Annotated in this window: 4 protein-coding genes; all 4 read right to left on the reverse strand. The window is 68.7% G+C overall.

The window, feature by feature from the left end:
- Nucleotides 1-221: 221 nt before the first annotated feature.
- Nucleotides 222-1,175 carry a protein-methionine-sulfoxide reductase catalytic subunit MsrP gene (gene msrP, locus MKL09_RS16510; protein ID WP_244021866.1) on the reverse strand — a complete coding sequence of 318 codons (954 nt, stop codon included), beginning with the start codon at nucleotides 1,173-1,175 and terminating at the stop codon, nucleotides 222-224.
- Nucleotides 1,176-1,320: 145 nt separating this feature from the next.
- Nucleotides 1,321-3,075: an AMP-binding protein gene (locus MKL09_RS16515; RefSeq protein ID WP_244021868.1), complete on the reverse strand. Its 1,755-nt coding sequence runs from the start codon at nucleotides 3,073-3,075 to the stop codon at nucleotides 1,321-1,323.
- 102 nt (nucleotides 3,076-3,177) lie between these two features.
- Nucleotides 3,178-3,849: a hypothetical protein gene (locus MKL09_RS16520; RefSeq protein ID WP_244021870.1), complete on the reverse strand. Its 672-nt coding sequence runs from the start codon at nucleotides 3,847-3,849 to the stop codon at nucleotides 3,178-3,180.
- A gap of 272 nt (nucleotides 3,850-4,121) precedes the next feature.
- Nucleotides 4,122-4,707, reverse strand: a 586-nt coding sequence (locus MKL09_RS16525) for a leucyl aminopeptidase family protein (protein ID WP_409566939.1), incomplete at its 5' end; no start/stop codon positions are given.

Below are 4,707 nucleotides of genomic sequence, written 5' to 3' on the forward strand. Positions count from 1 at the left end.
CGAGGAGATGCGCTCGGTCGCCCGGGTGCAGGCGTTCCGCGACTTCCTGGTCTCCAAGGCCCAGCGCTGGACCTACTGACCGACCGCTGTCCGCGAAAGGTCCGGTTTCAAAAGGTCTTCGACCTTTTGCGGGTGCAGGGCAGAGCCCTGCAGATCTTTCAGGGGCTCCGCCCCCGAACCCCGCCAAAGGGCCGCAGGCCCTTTGGGATCCCGTGGTTTGGTCAGACGAACAGCCGCTCGCCCTCCAAGCCCTTGTACAGCCCCGCGACCTGCTCGCCGTAGCCGTTGTAGATCAGCGTCGGCACCCGCTCGTCGGTGCCCAGCACGCGCTCGGACGCCTGGCTCCAGCGCGGGTGCGACACCGCCGGGTTCACGTTGGCCCAGAAGCCGTACTCCGAGGCCTGCAGCCCCTCCCAGAAGGTCTTTGGGCGGTCGGCGGTGAACGAGATCTTCACCAGCGACTTCGCCGACTTGAACCCGTATTTCCACGGCACCGCGACGCGGATCGGCGCGCCGAACTGGTTGGGCAGCGGCTTGCCGTAGACACCGGTCACCACGAAGGCGAGGTCGTTGCCGGCCTCGGCCAGGGTCAGCCCCTCGGTGTAGGGCCAGGGATAGAAGAACGCGCGCTGGCCCGGCGCCATCGCCTTGTCCATGAAGGTCTCGAAGCGGATGTACTTCGCGCCCGAAGTCGGCTTGGCGAGCGCCACCAGCTTGGACAGCGGGAATCCCGTCCACGGCACCGACATGGACCACGCCTCGACGCAGCGGTGGCGGTAGAACCGCTCCTCGAGGCCGACTTTCCGGATCAGGTCGTCGACGCCGATCTCGAACGGCTTCTCCACGAGGCCGTCGATCTTCACGGTCCAGGGCTGCGTCTTGAGTGCGTTCGCAGCCGGCAGCACCGTCTTGGACGTGCCGAATTCGTAGAAGTTGTTGTAGTCGGCGCTGAACCGCTCCGGGGTCAGCGGCCGGTCGAGGGTGTAGGCGGGGTTGCGCGGCGCTGGATAGAGCGACGCGTCACCGGGGGCGGCGAAGGCGGAACGGCCGCCCATCACGGAGCCGGCAGCCAGCCCGGCGGCGGCACCGATCAATGCCCGCCGGTTCAGGAAGACGGCCTCGGGCGTGGCCTGACTCTCCGGGATCTCCCACCCGCGCCTGCTCCGGATCAACATCGCTTCTCCTCGCCTGTCCCGCGCGAACAGCCCACAGATCGGTCGGTACCGACAGGGGTGCAACCGCCGCAGCCTCACCATTCGGCGATCGGAGATAGGCGGTTACACGTAGGCGTGATGACGATGCGTCGCGGACGAATCCGGCTCAGCCGTGGGGCGTCTCGTCGCGCAGGACCCGGCGCAGCACCTTGCCGACATTGGTCTTGGGCAGCGCGTCGTGCAGCACGACCCGGCGGGGCACCTTGTAGCCGGTGAGCTGGGTGCGGGCATGCGCCCGCAGGGCGTCGGTCGAGACGGCCGGATCCTTCATGACCACGTGGGCCACGACCATCTCGCCGGTCTCCTCGCTGGGCGCGCCGACCACGGCGCATTCCAGCACCCCCGGATGGGCGGCCAGCACCTCCTCGACCTCGTTCGGGTAGACGTTGAACCCGGAGACGAGGATCATGTCCTTCATCCGGTCGACGATCTTGATCTGGCCGTCCGGCTCCATCACGGCGACGTCGCCGGTGCGGAAGAAGCCGTCCGGCGTCATCGCCCGTGCGGTCTCCTCCGGCTTGTTCCAGTAGCCGCGCATCACCTGGGGGCCGCGCACGCAGATCTCGCCGGGCTCGCCCCGCGGCACCGGCTTGCCGGCGGCGTCGCGGATCGAGACCTCGGTGGACGGGAACGGGAAGCCGATCGTTCCGGAGAATTCCTTCATGCCTGGCGGGTTGGCGCTCACCACCGGGGATGTCTCCGACAGGCCGTAGCCTTCCAGGATCGTGTTGCCGGTGAGCGCCTTCCAGCGCTCCGCCACCGGCCGCTGGACCGCCGTCCCGCCGCCGACGACGAAATCGAGGTGGGAGAAGTCGACCGTGTGGATCTTCGGGTGGTTGATCAGCACGTTGAACAGCGTGTTCACGCCCATCAGGTGCGTGAACCGGTGGCGGCTCAAGGTCTTCACCATGCCGTCGCAGTCGCGCGGATTGGGGATCAGCAGGCACGATCCGCCGTTGCGCATGAACTGGAAGAAGCAGGCCGTCAGCGCGAAGATATGATAGAGCGGCAGCGCCGTGACGGCGCAGCGCAGGATGCTCGGATCCTTCGAATTGAAGAACAGCTGCGACTGCTCGACATTGGCCATGACGTTGCGGTGGCTCAGCATCGCCGCCTTGGCGACGCCCGTGGTGCCGCCGGTATATTGCAGGAACGCCAGATCCTCCGGACCGACCGGCACGGAGACGTGCGGCATGCCGCTGCCCCGGCGCAAAGCCGTCGTGAACGGCAGCGCCAATCCATCTGGCAACTGGAACGGCGGCACGGCCTTGCGCACGTGGCGGCTGGCGAGGTTGATCACGTGGCCCTTCAGCCCGAGCCCGTCGCCCGGGCCGACCAAGAGGACGCGCTCCAGCGCGACATCGGCCAGCGCCCCCGCGACGGTCGGGCCGAAATTCTCCAGCACGATCAGGAAGCGGGCGCCCGAATCGTTGATCTGCTGAGAAAATTCCCGGGGCGTGTAGAGCGGGTTGACGTTGACCACCGTCCCGCCGGCCGAGAGCACGCCGAACAGTGCCACCGCGTAGGCCGGCACGTTCGGCAGCATGATCGCGACGCGGTCGCCCTTGGCGAGGCCCTGTGCGCGCAGCCAGGCGGCGAGTGCGCGCGCCTGCTTGCCCATGCTCGCATAGGTCATGGTCGAGCCGAAGCACAGCATCGCCGGGCGGTCGGCGAAGGCGGTGACGCTGGTCTCGAACAGGTCGACCAGGGTACCGAGAGTCTCCACGTCGATCTCGGCCGGAATCCCGGGCGGGTAGGAGGCGAGCCACGGGCGCGGCGACAGAGTCGCGAAGGCGGGATCCGCCTCGGATCCGAGCCGGCGTGCCGCCGTACCCTGATCGATCACGCTGGCCTCCCGCATCGCGTCGTCTCCCGCGGGCACGGCTCTCACTGGCCGAATCCCGTCCCTACGCAGAACCGCCCGACTTTGGGCGAAGGGGCGACCACTAGCAAGGCGGTGCTTTCAGGCGCCTGGACGAAGCCGGCTCACTGTCGTGAGCGCGGCGTGCGGCAGGGCCGCGATGATCAGCAGCAGCGCGGCAAGGCCGGCTTCCGCGGGGCGGAAGGCCCGAAGCGGCCAGGATCCGAGGCCGAGATCCCCGGACAGCCCGATCACGCAGGCGCCGAACCAGAGGGCCAGGAAGGCCAGCAGGCCAGCTCCGATTCGCCGGAGGCTCGGGCGCAGGGGCCGGCTGGCGGCGATCGCGAACAGGCCGAGAATGCCGCCGAAGATTGCCGCCGCGACGCCGGCGCCGAGCCCGTAGGCCAGCCACAGGGGCTGGTGGGTCAGGAACGCCATCCCGCCGGTGGCGAACCCGCCGCGCAGGATCAGGCCGCCGAAAGTCGGATAGAGCCCGACCAGCGCGAGGGACGCTGCGCCGGCCGTCGCGAACAGGATTCTACGGAGCGCGGAGGCCGGTCCAGGACCCGCCGCCACCGTCACGAGATGCGCGATCCCGTAGACCAGCGCGAAGGCGAAGAGCGGATAGCGGGCGATGAAATAGCCGTAGATCCAGGGCTCGAACGCCTCCGGCACGCCCGAGCGCTGGCTGAGGCCGGTGACGGCCACCAGCGCCAGCGCCGCGAGCATGGCCAGGATCGGGGTCGCGGCAAGGAGGGCGTTTTTTGAAGCCATCACAGACACATGAGTCCGGTCACGTGCGACGGCTCCGCTCCACGACGCTTGATCGGTGGTCCTCCAACCCAACCCCCTCATCCTGAGGCGTGAGCGAAGCGAGCCTCGAAGGAGCCCTCCAGCCAGCTACAGATTCCTGGAGGGCTCCTTCGAGGGCACCGCTGCGCGTCGCCACCTCAGGATGAGGGGGGTTGGGTTGGAGAGCCTGGATCAGGCCTAAGCCGATCCTGCCGCGTCCCGCGGGCGCGGTATCGTCGCGCCCGCGGGACGCCTCACCGCGCCTCGTAATGGTCCCGCACCAGCCGGTCGAGCAGGCGCACGCCCCAGCCGGCGCCCCAGGAGCGGTTGATCTCGCTGGCGTTCGACGACATCGCCACGCCCGCGATGTCGAGATGCGCCCACGGCACCTCCTCGACGTACCGCTTGATGAACGAGGCCGCGGTGGCGGCACCGCCGTGGCGGCCGCCGGTGTTCTTCATGTCGGCGAACTTGGAGTCGATCGCCTTGTCGTAGGCGGGGATCAGCGGCATCCGCCAGACCTTCTCGCCGGTCGCTTCGCCGGCCGCGTTGATGTTGGCGGCGAGCCCGTCGTCGTTGGAGAACATGCCGGCGATGTCCTGGCCGAGCGCCACGATGATCGCCCCGGTCAGGGTCGCGAGATCGACGATCGCCTTCGGCTTGGCGCTGCGGACGATGTGCGTGATCACGTCGGCCAGCACGAGGCGGCCTTCCGCGTCGGTGTTGATCACCTCGATGGTCTGGCCGGACATGGAGGTGATGATGTCGGAGGGGCGGTAGGAGCCGCCGTCCGGCATGTTCTCGACGATGCCGATGGCGCCGACGACGTTGCAGCGGGCC

It is taken from the genome of Methylobacterium sp. J-048 (assembly GCF_022829515.1).
GTDB lineage: Bacteria > Pseudomonadota > Alphaproteobacteria > Rhizobiales > Beijerinckiaceae > Methylobacterium.